Source organism: Micromonospora sp. NPDC049004 (assembly GCF_040649315.1).
Lineage (GTDB): Bacteria > Actinomycetota > Actinomycetes > Mycobacteriales > Micromonosporaceae > Micromonospora.
Map to the genome: position 1 here is coordinate 220738 of NZ_JBEZFG010000007.1, position 18293 is coordinate 239030.

The 18293-nt window shown below is 70.1% G+C and carries 18 protein-coding genes; 9 read left to right on the forward strand and 9 right to left on the reverse strand.

The features are described 5' to 3' along the window. The first annotated feature begins 216 nt into the window (after window positions 1-216). The 3 genes from AB0B97_RS22135 to AB0B97_RS22145 all read left to right on the forward strand — a co-directional run bounded on the left by AB0B97_RS22135 (window position 217) and on the right by AB0B97_RS22145 (window position 2198). Window positions 217-1359 (forward strand): LCP family protein, encoded by a 1143-nt coding sequence (locus AB0B97_RS22135; RefSeq protein WP_357496010.1) that lies wholly within the window; start codon window positions 217-219, stop codon window positions 1357-1359. Window positions 1360-1448: 89 nt separating this feature from the next. Continuing rightward, entirely contained in the window at window positions 1449-1730 is a 282-nt protein-coding gene (locus AB0B97_RS22140; RefSeq protein WP_234588727.1) for a F0F1 ATP synthase subunit epsilon, read from the forward strand. Window positions 1731-1742: 12 nt separating this feature from the next. Further along, entirely contained in the window at window positions 1743-2198 is a 456-nt protein-coding gene (locus tag AB0B97_RS22145) for a DUF2550 domain-containing protein (protein ID WP_357496012.1), read from the forward strand. A gap of 296 nt (window positions 2199-2494) precedes the next feature. On the opposite strand, the gene AB0B97_RS22150 is transcribed toward AB0B97_RS22145, so the two are convergent. After that, entirely contained in the window at window positions 2495-3067 is a 573-nt protein-coding gene (locus AB0B97_RS22150; protein ID WP_234588729.1) for a cob(I)yrinic acid a,c-diamide adenosyltransferase, read from the reverse strand. Between AB0B97_RS22150 and murA the strand changes: the two genes are divergently transcribed. Beyond that, the gene (murA, locus tag AB0B97_RS22155; RefSeq protein WP_357496015.1) at window positions 3066-4508 is read left to right on the forward strand and encodes a UDP-N-acetylglucosamine 1-carboxyvinyltransferase; all 1443 of its coding nucleotides are present in this window, start codon (window positions 3066-3068) and stop codon (window positions 4506-4508) included. The genes AB0B97_RS22150 and murA overlap by 2 nt on opposite strands. A gap of 50 nt (window positions 4509-4558) precedes the next feature. Here murA and AB0B97_RS22160 read toward each other — a convergent pair whose 3' ends face one another. Beyond that, window positions 4559-5107, reverse strand: coding sequence for an RNA polymerase sigma factor (locus tag AB0B97_RS22160; RefSeq protein ID WP_357496017.1), 549 nt, complete (start codon window positions 5105-5107; stop codon window positions 4559-4561). 44 nt (window positions 5108-5151) lie between these two features. Here AB0B97_RS22160 and AB0B97_RS22165 point away from each other — a divergent pair, with 44 nt between their 5' ends. After that, on the forward strand, window positions 5152-6597 hold the full coding sequence (locus AB0B97_RS22165; RefSeq protein ID WP_357496019.1) for a serine/threonine-protein kinase: 1446 nt from the start codon (window positions 5152-5154) through the stop codon (window positions 6595-6597). Here AB0B97_RS22165 and AB0B97_RS22170 read toward each other — a convergent pair. Next, on the reverse strand, window positions 6588-7223 hold the full coding sequence (locus tag AB0B97_RS22170; RefSeq protein WP_357496021.1) for a hypothetical protein: 636 nt from the start codon (window positions 7221-7223) through the stop codon (window positions 6588-6590). The genes AB0B97_RS22165 and AB0B97_RS22170 overlap by 10 nt on opposite strands. A gap of 210 nt (window positions 7224-7433) precedes the next feature. On the opposite strand from AB0B97_RS22170, the gene AB0B97_RS22175 reads away from it, so the two are divergent. Beyond that, window positions 7434-8282, forward strand: coding sequence for a 3-hydroxyacyl-CoA dehydrogenase family protein (locus AB0B97_RS22175; protein WP_234588735.1), 849 nt, complete (start codon window positions 7434-7436; stop codon window positions 8280-8282). 40 nt (window positions 8283-8322) lie between these two features. On the opposite strand, the gene AB0B97_RS22180 is transcribed toward AB0B97_RS22175, so the two are convergent. Beyond that, the gene (locus AB0B97_RS22180; protein WP_234588736.1) at window positions 8323-9168 is read right to left on the reverse strand and encodes an ABC transporter permease; all 846 of its coding nucleotides are present in this window, start codon (window positions 9166-9168) and stop codon (window positions 8323-8325) included. Then, entirely contained in the window at window positions 9165-10016 is an 852-nt protein-coding gene (locus AB0B97_RS22185) for an ABC transporter ATP-binding protein (protein ID WP_234588737.1), read from the reverse strand. The genes AB0B97_RS22180 and AB0B97_RS22185 overlap by 4 nt, the downstream gene beginning before the upstream one ends. Window positions 10017-10167: 151 nt before the next feature. Here AB0B97_RS22185 and AB0B97_RS22190 point away from each other — a divergent pair, with 151 nt between their 5' ends. After that, window positions 10168-12168: a protein meaA gene (locus AB0B97_RS22190; RefSeq protein ID WP_357496024.1), complete on the forward strand. Its 2001-nt coding sequence runs from the start codon at window positions 10168-10170 to the stop codon at window positions 12166-12168. A 14-nt stretch (window positions 12169-12182) separates the two neighbouring features. On the opposite strand, the gene AB0B97_RS22195 is transcribed toward AB0B97_RS22190, so the two are convergent. Next, window positions 12183-12479 (reverse strand): DUF1540 domain-containing protein, encoded by a 297-nt coding sequence (locus AB0B97_RS22195; RefSeq protein WP_357496026.1) that lies wholly within the window; start codon window positions 12477-12479, stop codon window positions 12183-12185. A 1224-nt stretch (window positions 12480-13703) separates the two neighbouring features. Between AB0B97_RS22195 and AB0B97_RS22200 the strand changes: the two genes are divergently transcribed. Then, window positions 13704-14267, forward strand: coding sequence for a hypothetical protein (locus AB0B97_RS22200; RefSeq protein ID WP_357496028.1), 564 nt, complete (start codon window positions 13704-13706; stop codon window positions 14265-14267). Between the two features lie 203 nt (window positions 14268-14470). Here AB0B97_RS22200 and AB0B97_RS22205 read toward each other — a convergent pair whose 3' ends face one another. Continuing rightward, window positions 14471-15088: a DUF4126 domain-containing protein gene (locus AB0B97_RS22205; RefSeq protein WP_234582037.1), complete on the reverse strand. Its 618-nt coding sequence runs from the start codon at window positions 15086-15088 to the stop codon at window positions 14471-14473. A 71-nt stretch (window positions 15089-15159) separates the two neighbouring features. Between AB0B97_RS22205 and nucS the strand changes: the two genes are divergently transcribed. Continuing rightward, a complete protein-coding gene (gene nucS, locus AB0B97_RS22210) occupies window positions 15160-15819 on the forward strand; it encodes an endonuclease NucS (RefSeq protein WP_234582038.1) in 660 nt (219 codons plus the stop codon). A 4-nt stretch (window positions 15820-15823) separates the two neighbouring features. Here nucS and AB0B97_RS22215 read toward each other — a convergent pair whose 3' ends face one another. Continuing rightward, the gene (locus AB0B97_RS22215; RefSeq protein ID WP_357496030.1) at window positions 15824-16483 is read right to left on the reverse strand and encodes a class I SAM-dependent methyltransferase; all 660 of its coding nucleotides are present in this window, start codon (window positions 16481-16483) and stop codon (window positions 15824-15826) included. A gap of 79 nt (window positions 16484-16562) precedes the next feature. Beyond that, window positions 16563-18059, reverse strand: a complete 1497-nt coding sequence (locus AB0B97_RS22220) for an aldehyde dehydrogenase family protein (protein WP_357496032.1) — start codon at window positions 18057-18059, stop codon at window positions 16563-16565. Between the last annotated feature and the right edge of the window lie 234 nt (window positions 18060-18293).

Genomic DNA, 18293 nt, shown 5'->3' on the forward strand with positions numbered 1-18293 from the left:
CGCTCATCCGTACCGCAAAAGACTGCCCCGGCAACGTCGGGGCAGTCTTTTGTTCATCTTCACGCCTTATCATCGTCGCGGTCCCGTTACCCGTTGTCGTCACTCCGGCGGCACGCGAGATACGGTCGGTTCGCGCGTTCACCTGAACGAGCGCTGACTTCTGCAACCTTTCGACGACGTGCGCCCGTCTCCTCTTCGTGGGCGTAACGAACGGAGATGCGCGTGGGTAAGGCCGGCAAGAGTGGCCGCAAGTCGTCCATCTGGCGGGGCGTGCCGCGCTGGGCCAAGGTGTGCACCGTGTTCGGTCTGGTGCTGGCCATGCTCAGTGGCGGTGTTCTCGTCGGCAGCGAGGTGCTGATGGCCCGCTACGAGGGCGCCGTCGGCAAGGCCGACCTCTTCGGTGACCAGGCGGCGGGCGCCAAGGAAAAGAAGAGCGATATCAAGGGTCCGCTCAACCTTTTGCTCGTCGGCATCGACCCTCGTACGCCGACGGCGGCGCCGCTGGCCGATTCGATCATGGTGCTGCACGTGCCCGCGTCGATGGACCGGGCCTACCTCTTCTCGCTGCCGCGCGACCTCTACGTCGACATCCCGGCGTTCAAGAAGGCCAACTTCCCCGGCGAGACGACGAAGATCAACGCGGCGATGTCGTTCGGCAGTCGAGTGCCCAACGGCAACCCCGACGCGGCGCGCGGCTTCGAGTTGCTGGCCACCACGGTGCAGCGGGTGACCGGCATCAAGCGGTTCGACGCCGGCGCGATCATCAACTTCACCGGCTTCCAGAAGATCGTCGACGCGATGGGCGGCGTCGACATGTACGTCGAGCGGGACGTGAAGTCCGAGCACAAGCAGCCGGACGGCAAGCCCCGACCGGGCAACACGCGCGGCGAGGGTTACGTCGGCCCGCAGGCGATCTACAAGAAGGGCAACCACCACCTCAGCGGGTGGCAGGCCCTGGACTACGTCCGGCAGCGCTACCCGAAGAACGGTGTGCCGGACGCCGACTACGGCCGGCAGCGCCACCAGCAGCAGTTCGTCAAGGCGATGGTCGGCCAGGCCTTCAGTGCCGACGTGGTCGCCAACCCGATCAAGCTCGACAAGGTGCTTCGCGCCGCCGGCCAGTCGCTGATCTTCAACGGGCGGGGCAACAGCGTGGTCGACTACGGGCTGGCCCTGAAGAACATCCGCCCGGACACCATCCAGATGATCAAGCTCCCCGGCGGTCCGGTCTTCGAGGGCAAGACCTACAAGGGTGAGCAGTTCCAGGCAGGTGTCCCGGACTTCTTCACCGCCCTGCACAATGAACAACTGGACCCGTTCCTGCTGGAGCACCCGGAATTCCAGAACAAGACCAAGTAGCCGTGGCGCAGCTCTCCCCACCCGCGTTGGGGGTGGCTCACCCGCACGACTAGACTTTCGGCAATCCGTCGCCGCAGCAAGGAGACAGCGTGGCACAGCAGCTTCACGTCGAGCTCGTCGCCGTCGAGGAGAAGGTCTGGTCCGGTGAGGCCGAGATGGTCGTCGCCCGGACCACCGAGGGCGAGCTCGGTGTCCTGCCGGGGCACGCGCCGCTGCTCGGCCAGCTCGCCGAGCCCGGCCAGGTCCGCATCAAGCTGGCCGGCGGTGAGCAGGTCTCCTACGAGGTGGCCGGCGGCTTCCTCTCGGTGAGCGCCGAAGGCGTCACCGTGCTGGCCGAGAGCGCTACCCCGGTTTCCGCGCAGAGCCGCTGAGTCACACCGCGGATGGAGATCGTCGAGGGCTTCGGGATCGGCGTCGCCGTCATCCTCGTCGCGCTTCTCGTGCTCTTCGTCCGGCGGGCCGTCGTGACCCGCAGCGGTGGCATCATCCGGCTCAGCGTCCGGGTCACCACGGTGCTCGACGGGCGTGGCTGGTCGCCCGGCTTCGGTCGGTTCGCCGGTGACGAGCTGCGCTGGTATCGGATGTTCAGCTTCGCGCTCCGTCCCAAGCGGGTTCTCTCCCGCAAGGATCTCGCGGTCGAGCGCCGCCGGTTGCCCGAAGGGCAGGAGCGGCTCTCCATGCCGGCCGACTGGGTGATCCTCCGCTGTACCAGTCACCACGCACCGGTGGAGATCGCCATGGCGCGATCTACCGTGACCGGTTTCCTCTCCTGGCTCGAGGCCGCCCCTCCGGGGGCGGTCTCGCCGCGTATGGCCTCCCAGGACTGGCCGGCTGCCTGACCCGCCTTTCGGTGGTTGCTCTTGGGGTTTCCGGCGCTGTGCGTCGTTCTGGCGCCGTCCTTTTGTCAGCTGCCGTTACCGATGCAGCTGCGTCCTGCCCCAGCGTTGATCGACTCGACTTTCCTGATGCCGGGGTGTCCTCGTGGCAGGGACACCCCGACGTCAAGGAACCGGGGTTGATCAGGGCGTTGACCGGAGTCAGCTCCGCCTTGGAGCGCAGCCCTGTCCGAGGAGTCGGCTGCGCCGACGCGTGGGCGCGGTCAGATGGGGAACCCACGCCTGCACAGCGTCGACGTTCAGCGCTTGCCGCCCGGCACCCATAGCACGTCTCCCGCCGGATTTGCCGTTCTTGACAGGATAAAGAGCAGATCGGAGAGCCGGTTGAGATACTTTGCCGGGAGCGGGCTGGTCCGGTCCGGATCGTGGTTGACCAGCGCCCACGCCGCCCGCTCGGCACGCCGGGCGATGGTCCGCGCCACGTGCAGCAGCGCCGCGCCCGCGGTGCCGCCGGGGAGGATGAAGGAGTCGAGCGTGCTCAGGCGTGCGTTGTACTCGTCGCACCAGCCCTCCAGGCGCTCGACGTACTCCTCGGTCACCCGCAGCGGCGGATACTTCGGCTCCGGCTCGACCGGGGTGGACAGGTCGGCGCCGACGTCGAACAGGTCGTTCTGCACCGACGCCAGCACGCCCCGCAGTTCCTCGTCGAGCTGGCCGAGAGCGAGCGCGACACCGATCGCCGCGTTGCACTCGTCGACATCCGCGTACGCGGCGATCCGTGGATCGGTCTTCGGGACCTGCTCGTTGTTGCTCAGCCTGGTCATGCCGGCGTCGCCGGCCTTGGTGTAGATGCGCGTGAGGTGGACGGCCATGACGCACAGCCTACGGATACCGGACCTGACGATCCCCGCACGGCCGGAGGCGACAGCCGGCTGGCCCGCGGTGGTGGGTCCCGGCGACGCCGGTGACCCGGCGGTCAACGACGTCGACGTCATCCGGGTCTGCGGTGCCGCCCGGCTGGCGGGCACCGTACACGTCGTCGGCGCCAAGAACTCGGCCCTGAAGCTGATGGCCGCCGCGCTGCTCGCCCCCGGGCGCAGCGTGATCACCAATGTTCCCCGGATCACCGACATCGCGATCATGGGGGAGGTGCTGCGACGGCTGGGCTGCGACGTCCGGTTCGACGCGGACGACCCCGTCGATCCCATGGTGGCCCGCGGCGGGGTCGCCCGGTCCCGCTCGGTGACCATCGACGTGCCCGAGCAACCCGGCGCGGAGGCCGACTACGACCTGGTCCGGCGGCTGCGCGCATCGATCTGCGTGCTGGGACCGCTGCTGGCCCGCCGAGGGTACGTGCGGGTGGCCCACCCCGGCGGCGACGCGATCGGCTCGCGGGGACTGGACATGCACATCTCCGGGCTGACCCGGATGGGCGCGGAGATCTCCGGCGAGCACGGCTTCGTGATCGCCGAGGCTCCGCACGGGCTGCGCGGCGCGGACATCGTGCTGGACTTCCCCAGCGTGGGCGCCACCGAGAACCTGGTGATGGCGGCCGTGCTGGCACAGGGCACCACGATGATCGACAACGCGGCCCGCGAGCCGGAGATCGTGGACATCTGCACGATGCTCAACCAGATGGGCGCGCGGATCTCCGGCGCCGGCACGTCCACCCTGCGGATCACCGGCGTGGCCGGCCTGCGCCCGGTGCGGCACGCCACAGTGGGGGACCGGATCGTCGCGGGCACCTGGGCCTTCGGCGCCGCGATGACGCGCGGCGACGTGACGGTGACCGGGCTGGACCCGGCCTACCTGGAGGTCGCGCTGGACAAGGTCGTCGCGGCCGGCGGCCTGGTCGAGACGCACGGTGACGGCTTCCGGGTGCGCATGGACGACAGGCCCCGGGCGGTGGACGTGGTGACGCTGCCGTACCCCGGTTTCGCCACCGACCTGCTGCCCATGGCGATCGGACTGGCCGCGGTCAGCGACGGCGCCTCACTGATCACGGAGAACATCTTCGACGGCCGGTTCATGTTCGCCAACGAGATGATGCGGCTCGGCGCGGACATCAAGACCGACGGGCACCACGCGGTGGTCCGGGGGCGGGAACGACTCTCCGGAGCGCCGGTCCGGGCCACCGACATCCGCGCCGGCGCCGGGCTGATCATCGCCGGCCTGTGCGCGGACGGACCAACCGAGGTGTCCCACGTGCACCACGTCGACCGGGGGTACCCGGATTTCGTGGCCGACCTGCGCGCGCTCGGTGTGGCTGTGGAGCGGGGCACCGCGCCGGACGAGCCGTCGCTGGAGATCTGACGCCCTGGCCGGCGTTCCACCGGGCCGACGCCGCTGTGGGTGGCGCAGTGTCAGGTGGCCTGAAGCGAGGCGCGCACGTGCCGTCGTGCGTCGTGGATGCGTGACTTCAGGGTGCCGACCGGAATGGCGAGGTGGTCGGCGATCTGGTCGTAGGTCAACTGGCACAGGTCGCGCAGCACCAGAGGGGCGACCAGTTCGGGTCGGTGGGCCTCCAGTCGTTCCAGCGCGTCCAGCAGGTCGAGTCGGGAACCCGCGATCACGCTTGTGGTGCGCGGGTCGGCGGCGTCGAGCGGAAGCTGTGGCGTGGACTGCTCATCGGCCCGGCGCTTGAGGCTGCGGTACGTCTGACGGGCGCAGTTGGCAGTGACGATGTGCAGCCAGGTGGAGAACTTCGACCGGCCGGCGAAGCTGTCGATCTTGCGGGCGACCTGCAGGAGGGCATCCTGGCACGCCTCTTCGGCATCCTGGCGGCAGGGGAGGAGGCGCAGGCACTGCCGCATGACCTGCGGCTCGATCCTGGCCAGCAACATGTCAAGTGCGGCGGCGTCGCCCCGGGCGGCACGGCCGGCGAGATCCTCGACAGCAAGATCGTCTGACAAGCTCAGGCCCCGTTCCTCAGCGTCTTGTCGGCCATAATACGGGCGTGTCAGTACCCGGCAAGATCGGTCGATACCGCGTGGTAGGGCGGATCGGCTCCGGAGCGTTCGCCACCGTGTGGCTCGGCGCCGACGATGCTCTGGACGCTTCCGTCGCGATCAAGGTGCTGGCGGACAACTGGTCGTACCACACCGATCTGCGGGAGCGGTTCGAGCAGGAAGCGCGGATCATGCGGCGGACGGATTCCAGTCTGCTCATGCGTGTGCTCGACGTCGGTGAGCTGCCTGATGGACGGCCGTACCTGGTGATGCCGTACGCGGCTGGCGGCACCCTCGCGGACCGACTCGTCTCGGGGCCGCTGCCCGTACGCGAGGCCCTGCTCATCGCGGCCGACATCGCCAGCGCCGTCACGGTGCTGCACGAGGGCGGCGTGCTGCACCGGGATCTCAAACCGTCCAATGTGTTGTTTCAGCCGGCTGCGGACCGGGATCGGGTGCTGGTCGCCGACCTCGGTCTGGCCAAGGCGCTCGCCAACGCGTCCGGGTTCACGATCGCGGCCGGCACACCCGGCTACATGCCACCCGAGCAGGCCACCGCCGGTGGTGGTCTGGACATCCGCGCCGACGTGTACGCGATCGGCGCGACGACCTACCACATGGTGACCGGCCGCGCTCCCGAGCCGGCACGGTCCAACGGCAGCCGTTCGGGCCGGGCCGGGCGCACAGCGCTCCGGCCGTCCCAGCTTCGTCCCGGCCTTCCCTCTGAAGTGGACGACCTGGTGCGACGGGCGCTGCATCCCGACCCGCGGCAACGCTGGGCGTCCGCCGCCGTGATGCGCGACGAACTGCACCGGGTCATCGCGTCGCTGGAGCGGGACGCCGGCCGTGGCCGGTTCGTACGGCAGGTGGGGCGGGTCGTCGGCGTCGGTGTCGCGCTGACCGCGCTGCTGGCCACCACGGGTTCCAGTTCCACGCCGTCGGCACGGTCCGGTTGGGTGCGCGTGGACGACGCCTCCGGTGCTCTGTCGGTCGCGGTGCCGGCGAGCTGGGCCGGTCAGGTGAAGGACGCCGGCTGGGATCCTTCGGTGCTGCGACTTCCCGCCGGCCAGGCGCCGGGTGTCGTGGTCGCCCCGAATCTCGCTGTGTGGCCGGATCCGGCGAGCGGGATGCCCGGCGTGTTCGTCGGCGCGAGCAGGTCCCTGCTCGCCGGGGGTCCGGAACCGGCGCTGCCCAGCCACGCCTCCTGCGTCCGGCAGCCCGACCGCACAGTGGACGTGGGTGGGGACAGGGCACTGGTACGACGGTGGACGTCGTGTGGCGCTTCGGTGTCGTTCAGCGAGGTGGTGTTGGCCGTGCCGCAGCGCCGCTGTGGCGTCTACCTGCAGATCAAGCAGGTCGGCGATGAGGACCTGACCGACGAGATCCTGGCCGGCCTGCGGGTGTCCAGCGCGCTGGCGCCGCAGGCCGGCCGTTTCGGGTCCGCCTACTCGTAGCAGTCCTGGTTCGCGTACTGCAGGGTCAGGCTGATGACCTTGCCGTTCTTCGTCTCGATGCGGTAGACGGCCTTGCTGTTGCCGGGGGTCTTGGCGGTGCCGCGACCGTTCGTCGCGTCTCCGTCGGCTGCCTTCCACGTCGGGTAGATCCGCAGCATCTCGGCGCTCGACATGCCGATCCGCGCTCCCTCGGGCGTCCTGATGCCCGCGTACGCGTCGATTGTGGCGATTCCCAGCGTCGGCGAGAGGAGGACGACCTCATCCCCGGTCGGGGCGGCCCGCAGGTGCGCCGGCGCGCAGCCGCCGGCGTTGTTCGTGAAGGCCCGCAGCAGGCCCGTTCCGGTGGCCTGCTGACGGGTCATGCCGAGCTTGAGCGAACCGATGCCGTCCGGGCCCAGGACGAGCGACGCCGGGCGGGTCGGGTCGCTGGCCGGTCGGGCGGACGACGGGGACGACGGGGACGAGCTGGGCGGGGTGGACGGGGTGGGCGTGCCGGTGGTGGCCGCGCTGGTCGTCGGCTCCGGCGAGCCGGCCGGCGCGGCGTTGCCGTCCTGGTGTGCGGGTGACGAGCACCCCGCCGCGAGCAGGAGGCAGGTGAGGGTTCCGACCATCGACGTTGCGCGCATCATGAGCTCCTGGCTGTGTCTGCCTGTTGGGTTGTCGTAGGGTTCGATGCACCCCACCGGAAGTTTGTTCGCTCTGGCGAGTCGTGCATCCGTCACACGGGCGCGGCGGCTGGCACCCGACGAGATCCGTTCTTCCGGAGCCCTTAGTCATCGTTCAGGCTCGCGGACTAGGGTGCAGGCAGGCACTCAATCGCAGCGAGGGAGAAGCAGATGGCGGGTCGACTCGCAGTCGTCGGGGCCGGGCTGATGGGATCCGGCATCGCCCAGGTGGCGGCGCAGGCGGGCTGGCAGGTGACGCTGCGCGACCTGGACGACGCGGCCACCACCCGGGGGATCGGCGGCATCCGGAAGTCGCTGGAGAAGTTCGCCGAGAAGGGCAAGATCGAGGCGTCCGACGTAGAGGCGACGCTGGCGCGGATCACCCCGACCACCGACCTGGAGGCGGCGGCGGACGCGGACATCGTGGTCGAGGCGGTCTTCGAGCGGCTGGAGATCAAGCACGAGGTGTTCCGTGCGCTGGACAAGATCTGCAAGTCCGACGCGGTGCTCGCCACCAACACGTCGGCCATCCCGGTCACCCAGATCGCCGCGGTGACCGAGCGGCCCGAGGCCGTCGTCGGCACCCACTTCTTCTCGCCGGTGCCGATGATGCAGCTCTGTGAGCTGGTGCGCGGCTACAAGACCAGCGACGAGACCCTGGCCACCGTGAAGGCCTTCGCCGAGGAGATCGGCAAGACGGTCGTGGTGGTCAACCGGGACATCGCCGGCTTCGTCACCACGCGGCTGATCTCCGCGCTGGTGGTCGAGGCGGTCAAGCTGGTCGAGTCCGGCGTGGTGTCGGCGGAGGACCTGGACACCGCCTGCCGGTTGGGCTTCGGGCACGCCATGGGCCCGCTGGCCACCACCGACCTGACCGGCGTGGACGTGCTGCTGCACGCCTCGAAGAACATCTACACCGACACGGCGGACGAGAAATTCTTCCCGCCGGAGCTGCTCCAGCGCATGGTCACCGCCGGCGACCTGGGCCGCAAGACCGGCAAGGGTTTCTACACGTACTGAGTCGCGACGACCGGGGCGGTTACCCGCCCCGGTCGACCGCTCAGCCGTCGCGCTTGGTGGTCCAGCGGAAGGTGGTCAGGCAGACCACCAGGCTGATCACGCACCACAGGGCGAGCACCAGCGCCACCCGGCCCAGCTCGAACGACCCGCCCGGCTCCTGGGCGCCGAAGCTCTCGGGCAGAAAGACCGCGCGCAGCCCCTGGCACATCCACTTGAGCGGGAACAGCGCCGCCACCTGCTGCATCCAGGTGGGCAGGTCGGTGAAGACGAAGAACACCCCGGAGATGAACTGGAGCACCAGGGCGATCGGGGTGACCACCGCCGAGCCGCTGCGGGCGCTGCGGGCCAGCGACGAGATCGCGATGCCGCACAGGGTGCACGCGGTCACCCCGAGCACGGCTACCCAGCCGAAGGTGAACCACTTCTCGGCGGTGCTGGGCAGGTCGAGGTCGAACAGCGCCACCGCGGCGGCCAACAGCAGGGCCGTCTCGGCGATGCCGATCACCACCACCATGATCACTTTGCCGGCGAACCAGACCCACTTCGGCATCGGCGTGCCCCAGTAACGCTTGAGCACCCCCCGGTCCCGCTCGACCGGGATCCAGATGCCCAGGTTCTGGAAGCTCACGGTCATCAGACCGGTCGCGATCATGCCGGTGATGAAGTACTGGGTGAACTTGACCCCGCCGCCGATCGTGCCGTGGAAGATCGACGCGAAGATCAGGATCATGATGATGGGGAAACCCATCGTGAAGACCACCGACTCCCGGCTGCGCAGGAACTGGGTGGTCTCCAACCGGCCCTGGCGCAGGGCGAGCGCAGCCGCACCCGGCCGCCGGCCGCGAGTCGTGGCGACCGGCGTCGCCGGCTTGGTCGTGGTCGTCATCGCGCGTGTCCGATCATGGTGAGGTAGACATCCTCCAGAGTCGGCCGGGTCACCGTGAGCCCGGGGACCTCACCGCCGTAACGCACGGCGAGGTCGGCCACGAAGGCCGTCGGCGTCGCGCTCTGCGCGCTCTCCACCGTCCCTTCCGGGGTACGCCAGGAGACCGTGGCCAGGGCCTCCTGCCGATTGCCCAGCAGGTTGGGAGCGGCCACCTCGACCAGTCGACCGCCAGCGATCACGCCGACCCGGTCGGCGAGGGCCTCGGCCTCGTCCAGGTAGTGGGTGGTGAGCAGGATGGTGGTGCCCGCTGCGGCGAGGTCGCGGATCAGCTCCCAGAACTCGCGGCGGGCCTCCGGGTCGAAGCCGGTGGTCGGCTCGTCGAGGAAGAGCAGCTCGGGGCGGCCGACGATGCCCAGCGCCACGTCCAGGCGGCGCTTCTGCCCGCCGGAGAGGGTGTGCGTCCGGGCCTTCGCCTTGTCGGCCAACCCGACCCGCTCGATCACCTTGTCCGGGTCGTCGGCGTCGGCATAGAAGCCGGAGAAGTGCCGGACCACCTCGGCCACCGTCAGCTCGTCGAACTCCCCGGTGCCCTGCAGCACGATGCCCACGCGGGACCGCCAGCCCGGATCGGCCTGGGCCGGGTCCGTGCCGAGCACCGTCACCTCGCCCGAGTCGCGACGCCGGTAGCCCTCCAGGATCTCCACCGTGGTGGTCTTGCCGGCGCCGTTCGGGCCGAGCAACGCGAACACCTCACCGCGGTGGACGTCGAGATCCACGCCCGCCACGGCCACGTTGTCGCCGTACGCCTTGCGTAGCCCTCGGACAGAGATGGCCAGCTCGTCATGCATGCCGTCCAGTGTGCGCCCTGACCGCCACACCCCGCTGCCCAGGGTGTGGCGGTCAGCGCCACCGCGAGCCGTTCGGACCCGGTCGTCCGCGACATGGACCTGTGTGGTTTTCCACAGCTCCTTTTACTGAACGGTAACTTAGACTCCGGCCATGGATGAGACGCCGAGCCGGTTGCCCGAGCGGGACCGCCCGTGGGTGATGCGCACGTACGCCGGTCACTCGTCGGCCGCGGCCACCAACGCGCTCTTCCGCCGCAACCTCGCCAAGGGGCAGACCGGCCTGTCGGTCGCCTTCGACCTGCCCACCCAGACCGGGTACGACCCGGACCACGAACTCGCCGCCGGTGAGGTCGGCCGGGTCGGCGTGCCGGTGGCCCACCTCGGGGACATGCGGGCACTCTTCGACGGCATCCCGCTCGCCGAGATGAACACCTCGATGACCATCAACGCCCCGGCGATGTGGCTGCTGGCCCTGTACGGCACCGTCGGCCTCGAACAGGACGCGGAACTGGCCCGCTGCGCCGGCACCACCCAGAACGACATCATCAAGGAGTACCTGTCCCGGGGGACGTACATCTTCCCGCCGGCGGCCTCCCTGCGGCTCACCGCCGACGTGGTGGCGTACACGCTGCGGGAGATGCCCCGGTGGAACCCGGTGAACATCTGCTCGTACCACCTCCAGGAAGCCGGCGCCACTCCCGTGCAGGAGGTCGGTTTCGCCCTGGCCACCGCCGTCGCCGTCCTCGACGCGGTCCGCGACTCCGGCCAGGTGCCCGCCGAGCGGATGGGTGACGTGGTGCAGCGCGTCTCGTTCTTCGTCAACGCCGGGGTGCGCTTCGTCGAGGAGATCGCCAAGATGCGCGCGTTCGGCGTGCTCTGGGACGAGATCACCCGGGACCGGTACGGGGTGACCGAGGCTCGGCAGCGACGGTTCCGCTACGGCGTGCAGGTCAACTCCCTCGGCCTCACCGAGGCGCAACCGGAGAACAACATCCAGCGCATCGTGCTGGAGATGCTCGGCGTGACGATGTCCCGCGACGCCCGCGCCCGCGCCGTGCAACTGCCCGCCTGGAACGAGGCGCTCGGCCTGCCCCGCCCCTGGGACCAGCAGTGGTCGCTGCGGATGCAGCAGGTCCTGGCGTACGAGTCTGACCTGCTCGAATATCCCGACCTCTTCGCCGGCTCGCACGTCATGACCGCACTCGTCGACGAGATCGTCACCGGAGCGCGCGTCGAGCTGGACAAGGTGCTGGAACTGGGCGGCGTGGTAGCCGCTGTGGAGACCGGCTACCTCAAGAGCGCGCTCGTCGCCTCGCTTGCTGAACGCCGCCGCCGGATGGAGTCCGGCGCCGACGTGGTGGTCGGCGTCAACAGGTACGCCGAGACCGAGCCCTCCCCGCTCACCGCAGCCGGCGCCGAGGCAGTCGAACAGGTCGACCCCGCGGTCGAGGCGGCCGCCGTCGCCTCCGTACGTCAATGGCGTGCCCGTCGGGACGACGACGCCGTCGACGCGGCGCTGGCCCAGCTCCGCGCGGACGCCGCGACCACCGCCAACCTCATGCCGGCCACCCTGGAGTGCGTGCGCGTCGGGGTGACCACCGGCGAGTGGGCCGGCGCGCTCCGCCAGGTCTTCGGCGAGTACCGGGCGCCCACCGGCCTGGCCGGCGCCACCGGCAGCGGAGGCGACCCGGGCCTCGCGGCAGTGCGGGAGCGCGTCACCGCCACCGCCCGTGAGCTGGGCACCGGCCGGCTGCGGCTGCTGGTCGGCAAACCCGGCCTGGACGGGCACTCCAACGGCGCGGAGCAGATCGCGGTACGCGCCCGCGACGCCGGCTTCGAGGTCGTCTACCAGGGCATCCGGCTGACCGCCGGGCAGATCGTGGCCGCCGCCGTCGAGGAGGACGTCGACCTGGTCGGGCTCTCCGTGCTGTCCGGCTCACACCTGGCCGCCGTACCCGCCGTCCTCGACGGGCTGCGCGCCGCCGGCCGGGCGGACCTGCCGGTGGTGGTGGGCGGCATCATCCCCGCCAGCGACGCCGACACCCTGCGGGCCGCCGGGGTGGCCCGGGTCTTCACCCCGAAGGACTTCGCCCTCACCGGCATCATCGACGACCTGGTGACTGTCATCCGGCAGGCCAACGACCTGCCCTGAGCCCGCTTGGCGGGTCAGCGATTGGTGTACGTCATGCAGTCGGCCATGTCGTTGTCCGGGCCGACCTTGATGGACGACGCGTGGCACTCCAACTGCTCGTTGTGCCGACAGTCGGAACGCTGGCAGGCACCCACCTGGGCGGTGAGGCCGTCCACCCCGCCCCGGACGGGCGACTCGACGAAGGTGTGGCAGTGCGCGTGGTCCATGCTGCCGATGGTGATCGCGAAGGCGTGGCAGTCACCGCCCTGGTTGTACGCACATGCCGCGACCACACATTCCTGGACCCGGGGCATCTCCATCGCTGTGGTCATGCCGACCTCCTCTAGGCTTCTTGTCACGATCCTAGGCATTTGTCAGTCGCCGAAGGCCCGATATGTCCGCCTGACGATCAGCCGTGGCCCCCGGTGTCCGGGCCGGGTACCCGCGCCGACGAGATCGACACGAGGTCCCCGATGTCGGGTGCCAGCGCCTGGATATCCCATGTCGGACCCGATCGACACGTGCTCGCCGGTGTCGGGTGCCAACCGGCGGGCCGGGATCGACGCGGGATCACCGATGTCGGGTGTCAAAGCCGCCGGATGTCCCGCACCGAGGTGATCGACACGAGGTCCCCGATGTCGGGTGTCGACCGGTCGGCGTGATCGAAGCGCGCGGTCGGCCATGTCGGGGTGTCTGCCGGTTTCGGCAGGCCGAAACGGGCGTGATCAACACGGGTTCGCCGATATCGGGGTATCAACCGGTCCCGGATACCCCGATATCGGCGAACCCGAGTCGATCACCACCCAGCCACACCCCGCCCGCCGCGTCCGCCGCGTCCGCTGCGTCGGAATAGGCGGGATGTCCGTTTCTGGGCGGTCGCTGGGTTGTGACCGGTCGCATCCGTGGGCCGGAATTGTGGCGGGCCGGGGGTCGTTGCATACCCTGACGATCGCAGGACCACGGCCCGCCCCCGTCCGCTCGACCGGGTGGGAAATGGCCGGTCGGGCCGGGTCGTTGCAGACCCCCGAACACCCCGTGACCCCGCCCCCGGGGCCCCGGCGAGGGCGCGGGAATGACCCCAGCCCGGCGGCCGTTACACGGTCCGGGCCCGCGAGCCCCGCTCGCGGGCCGCCGCGGGAATGACCCCGGACAGCCGGCCGTTACACACGGTCCGGCGCGGCGAGCCCCCTCGCGGGCCGCCGCGGGAATGACCCCGGACGGTCGGCCGTTACACGTGGTCCGGCGCCGCGAGCCCCCCTCGCGGGCAGCCGGGAATGACCCCGGACCCCGGGTCGTTACACACGGTCCGGCACCGCGAGCCCGCCTCGCAGGCCGCCGGGAATGACCCCGGATCGCGGGTCGTTACACACCGTCCAGGCGCCGCGAGCCCCCCGCTCGCCGGCTGCCGCCCCTCGGGCGCTACGAGGCGATCAGCCCGCAGGCCGCCCCCACATCTTTTCCCCTTGTTTTGTGCAGCGCCGGACGAGGTGCTCACATCCGCGTCGCCGCTCCCCGGCGGTGAGGCGGGTGTTCCTACCCCCGAAGGAGCTACCCCCATGAACACGATCTTCCGTAAGAGCATGCTGTCCGTGGCCGGTCTCGCGTTCGCCGGTGGAGTCTTCGCCGGCCCGATCGCCGCCCACGCCAACCCCGTCGACGCCAAGCCCACCGCCGCCGCCGCGGTGCACACCACGGCGCCGAAGCCGCAGGGCGACCAGTCCCACATCGACCTCAACGGCGAGCAGACCGCCAACGTCAAGGCGATCATCGCCGCCACGAAGAAGGCCGGCCTGCCCGAGCGCGCCGCGGTCATCTCGATCGCGACGAGCCTGCAGGAGTCCAAGCTGGAGAACCTGGGTCACCTCGGCGACGCCAACGACCACGACTCGCTGGGCCTGTTCCAGCAGCGCCCCACCTCCGGTTGGGGCACCCCCGAGCAGATCACCAACCCGGAGTACTCCACGACCGCGTTCCTCAAGGGCCTCAAGCAGGTCGACGGCTGGCAGGACATGCCCCTGACCGACGCCGCGCAGACCGTGCAGGTCTCGGCCTACCCCGACGCGTACGCCCAGTGGGAGCAGCAGGCCACCGACCTGGTTGCCCAGCACTGGAACAGCTGACCCACCGCACCGACCGATGGCCGGCACCCGACAACGGGTGCCGGCCATCGGCGTACCTGGCCGGCACCCCGAACCCCGGGGTGCCGGCCATCGTCGTGCCCGGGAGATCTTGGACAGTTCCCGTCACCAGCTGACGGAAACTGTCCAAGATCTGAAGGCGCCGGCGCCGCGAAGCCGGTGCTCGCCGCGAGGAAGGCCCCCGGTCAGACGCGGAAGCCGGCGGCGCGGGCCGCCTCGCGTTCGCGACGGCGTTCGGATCGTCGACGGAAGAACCAGTAGATGAAGACGACCAGGCCCACCAGGAAGGCGAGCACCAGCACCGGCAGGATGATCGCGATCAGCGAGACGACCACGCTTGTCGCGTCCTCGGCGGTGCTGGCCACCGGGGCGCCGAACCCGGCGGTGGTCGCGTTCACGACCGGCCGCGCGGCGGACTTGAGCAGGTGCACGCCGAAGGCGAGCAGGACGCCGGTGGCCACCGGCACCCACTGGTGGGAGGTGAAGAAACTCCCCGGGTCGCTGACGGTCACGGTCTCCGAGGACGAACCGGCCCCGAAGGCGAGGCCGCCGGCGGTGGGTCGGACGACTGTCTGCACCACGTCGTTGATGTGGTCGACCACCGGCACCTTGTCCGCCACCATCTCGACGGCGAGCAGGACGGCCAGGATGACGATGACCCAGCCGTTGCCGAGCCACGTCCAACCGCTGGGCAGGTCGATCAGGTTGGTGTAACGGCCGAGTAGGCCGAGGATGAGCAGGGGTATGTAGGCGTTCAGCCCCGCCGAGGCGGCGAGGCCGGTGCCGGTGAGGACTTCGAACACCGTCTCAGCATCGCACCGACGCGCCAGTGCCGCTCGGTGGTGGTCGCCGGGGGCTCGGCTACCCTCGTCGGGTGCGGTTGGTCATTGCGAAGTGCTCGGTGGACTACGTCGGACGGCTCTCGGCTCACCTGCCGCTGGCCACCCGGCTGTTGATGGTGAAGGCGGACGGGTCGGTGTCCATCCATGCCGACGATCGTGCGTACAAGCCGCTGAACTGGATGAGCCCGCCGTGTCGGCTGGAGGAGGCCCCCGGCGTGTGGCGGGTGGTCAACAAGGCCGGCGAGGAGCTGCGGATCACCCTGGAGGAGGTCTTCCAGGACACCTCGTACGAGCTGGGTGTGGATCCCGGCCTGCGCAAGGACGGCGTCGAGGCGCACCTCCAGGAGTTGCTGGCGGCCAATCCGGGTGTGCTCGGTGAGGGGTACACGCTGGTGCGCCGTGAGTACATGACGGCGATCGGCCCGGTGGATCTGCTGTGCCGGGACGCCAACTCCGGTGCTGTCGCCGTCGAGATCAAGCGGCGTGGCGAGATCGACGGGGTGGAGCAGTTGACCCGCTACCTCGAACTGATGAACCGTGACCCGCTGCTCAGCCCGGTCACCGGCGTCTTCGCCGCCCAGGAGATCAAGCCGCAGGCCCGGGTGCTCGCCGCCGACCGCGGCATCCGGTGCGTGGTCGTCAACTACGACCGGCTGCGCGGCATCGAGAAGGACGAGCTGACCCTCTTCTGACCGCTCACGCCCCGGTTCGAACGGCGATCAGCGACTTCGGCAGGCCGGCCACCCGCTCGACGAGCATCCGCGAGTCGGGGAAGTAGTGGCGCATCTGCGAACGGTCCAGCAGTTCGGTCCAGAGCACCTGGTGAATCGCGGCTTCGTGGCTGCGGGTGGGTTTGTGCCCGAGGGGCCAGCGGCGGGCGAGCGCGGTGCGCAGTCGGATCGGCAGGAACTGCATGCCCGGCGCGATCCAGTGCGGTTCGATGGGGAAATAGCGGTAGGGCGTCTGCACCCAGTGGCGATCGGCAAGTGACCGGGCCGCGGCGGCGAACCGCAGCCGGCGTTCGTGCCCGCCGACGTGCTCCAGCACCGAGTTGGAGAAGACCAGGTCGTACGCGCCGTTGGCGACGTGGGGTGGCAGGTCGCAGGCGTCGGCCTGTTCGACGTGGGCCCATTCCGGCACTGCGGCGGGCGGCTGTTCCAGGTTGACCACTGTGACCCGGGCCGGTCGGACGGTGGCGCGGTGCCAGGTGCCGAGCCGGCCGCCGAGGTCGACGACGTGCATGTCGCCGATGTCGGGGAAGGTGCGCGCCAGCCAGTCCGAACGACGACGCCGCTGCCGGGCGCTCCACGACTGGTCACTGTCGACAAGGCGGTGGCGCAATCGATTGTGGCCCATTTAACGCAATGTACCGCCGCGAGCACAACCAATAAACATGTGGATACGCCGATCAGCGTCGAGATCGGTTATCCGACACTCATCTGCCGTACATCACCTTGATGGCCTTGATGAGGCGTGCCACGTCGGTCGGGGTGCGTTCGAAGGTCATCGACGGCAGCAGCGATCGTGCCCGACGCCGGGTGATGGCCTTGGCGCGGCCGAATTCGCGCAGGCCGTCCTCGCCGTGGATCCGCCCGAAGCCGGAGTCACCGACCCCGCCGAACGGCAGCGTGGACATCCCGGCGAAGGTCAGGGTGGAGTTGATCGAAGCCATCCCCGAGCGCAGGCGCCGCGCGATGGCCACCGCACGCCGCCGGCCGAAGACCGAACCCCCGAGACCGTACGACAGGGCGTTGGCGCGGGCGACGGCCTCGTCGGCGTCGCGGACCCGGCTGATGGTCAGCGTCGGGCCGAAGGTCTCCTCGCGGACGGCGGCCGACTCCTCCGGAACGTCCACCAGCACGGTCGGGTGCACGTACGGAGGTCGCACCGCATCCGGGCCGCCGAGCACGGCGCGACCGCCGGAGCTGACCGCGGCGTCGATGTGCCGGCGGATCACCTCAATCTGGGCGGGCATGGTGATCGGGCCGATGTCGGCGCCCTCCGGGCCCACGGTCAGCCGGCCGGCGCGGGTGACGACCTTGTCGACGAAGGCGTCGAAGACCTCGTCGACGGCGTAGACCCGCTCGATACCGATGCAGGTCTGGCCGGCGTTGGTCATGGCGCCCCAGACGCACGCCTCGGCGGCGGCGTCCAGGTTGGCGTCGCTGTCGACGATCATGGCGTCCTTGCCGCCGCCCTCGATCAGCACGGGGGTCAGCGTCTCGGCGCAGGCAGCCATCACCTTGCGGGCGGTCGCCGTGGAGCCGGTGAAGGCCACCTTGTCGACGCCGGAGCGGCACAGCGCCGCGCCCACGTCACCGAGGCCGTGCACGGCGGTGAACACCGGCTGCTCGGGCACCACCTCGGCGAAGGTGTCCACCAGCCACTGGCCGACGGCGGGCGTGTACTCGCTGGGCTTGAGCACGACGGCGTTGCCGGCGGCCAGGGCGTACGCGGCGGAGCCGATCGGGGTGAAGACCGGATAGTTCCATGGGCCGATCACACCGACCACGCCGAACGGCTGGTATTCCAGGTGCCCGGAGAACTCGGCGAGGATGAGCCGCGACCGGACCCGGCGGGGGCCGAGCACCCGCTGGGCGTTGCGTGCCGCCCAGTCGACGTGCTCGATCGCGGTGACGATCTCGACGATGGCGTCGGGGACCGGCTTGCCGCCCTCGACGTGCACCAGCTCGGCGAGCTGCTCAATCCGCTGGGCGAGCAGTGCGCGCCAGCGCAGCAGCCGTTGCCGGCGGCCGCTGAAGCCCAGGCCGGCCCACCACTCGCTGGCGGCGCGGGCCTCGTCGACGGCCTGGCGTACGTCGGCGTCGGTGGCGACCGGGAGGCGACCCGCCTCGGCGCCGGTGGCCGGACTGGTGGAGACGAGCTCGTCCGCCTCGATGAGAGGGGTGCCGGGGGCATGCACAGCCGTCATGGCGGAAGTCTAGACCCGAAGATTACTCACCGGTAGGGCACGAATTCGGATCGAGGGGACGAAAGTCGCCCCGGGTCGTCCGCTCGTTGATCAGTGCAGGTCAGGGGTCGGGTGCCGCAGGCCGGCCGCCCGAACCGTCGAACGGTGGGTGGCCGGGAGGTGACGAGGAGCTGACCGGCTGGTCGGTATTGACGATTACCGTCTGATGGCAGGCTGACGCGCGGAGTAACGGTG